The following is a 627-nucleotide window of genomic DNA, read 5'->3' as shown; positions in this document are numbered from 1 at the left end:
TCTCCGACGTCAAGTCAGGGCGCGATCTGTCCGCCTGGATCGGACTGACGCCCAAGCCACACTCGACAGGTGGCAAGGAACGATTGGGGCGGATCTCAAAGATAAGCAACAGGTATCTGCGGCGGCGGCTCTATCTTGGGGCCATCGCACAGGTCAGCGCCAGGCGCCGTGGCGAGCCTGGCGACGATTGGCTGTGGCATGGGCTCCGCCCGTTTGTTCGCTCACATCATCCCCCGGATGATGTGCCGCATGCTGCGGATCGCTCCAAACTCCAGCGCAAGACACCCGAACAGGCCGCGATTGCCCTGGCCAACCGCATGGCGCGCACGGCCTACGCGCTGATGAAGAACCAGACGGAAGTCCGGGCGGCAACCGCCGCCTGACAGAAAAAGGGCGATCAGCCCTTACAAGAAGGCAAGTGCGTCGCGCCAAAGGCGCGCCCTGTCCTGAGTGGCACGCCTTCGGCGTGACGAGATGATGGCAATGACGGACATATCGCCAAGGACACCCTGTTCGGACCGGAGCGCAACCAAGCGCGTGCCATTGATTGGGACCAAAGCGACCGCGGACTTTCATCAAGGCGCGCAGCCATCGTGCTGCAATCCAGACGCCGTATACATGGCCGCA

At 62.8% G+C, this 627-nt stretch carries 1 protein-coding gene; it reads left to right on the top strand.

All coding sequences use genetic code 11. From position 1 onward, the window contains the following. Positions 1-383: transposase (locus V8324_RS22250; RefSeq protein WP_336422043.1), on the top strand; the 383-nt coding region annotated here is incomplete at its 5' end. Positions 384-627 lie beyond the last annotated feature (244 nt).

Origin of the sequence: Roseovarius sp. D22-M7, from assembly GCF_037083785.1 — a bacterium.
Taxonomy (GTDB): domain Bacteria; phylum Pseudomonadota; class Alphaproteobacteria; order Rhodobacterales; family Rhodobacteraceae; genus Roseovarius.
Note: the sequence above shows the minus strand (reverse complement) of the source record. Positions and strands in the feature narration are given on the sequence as shown.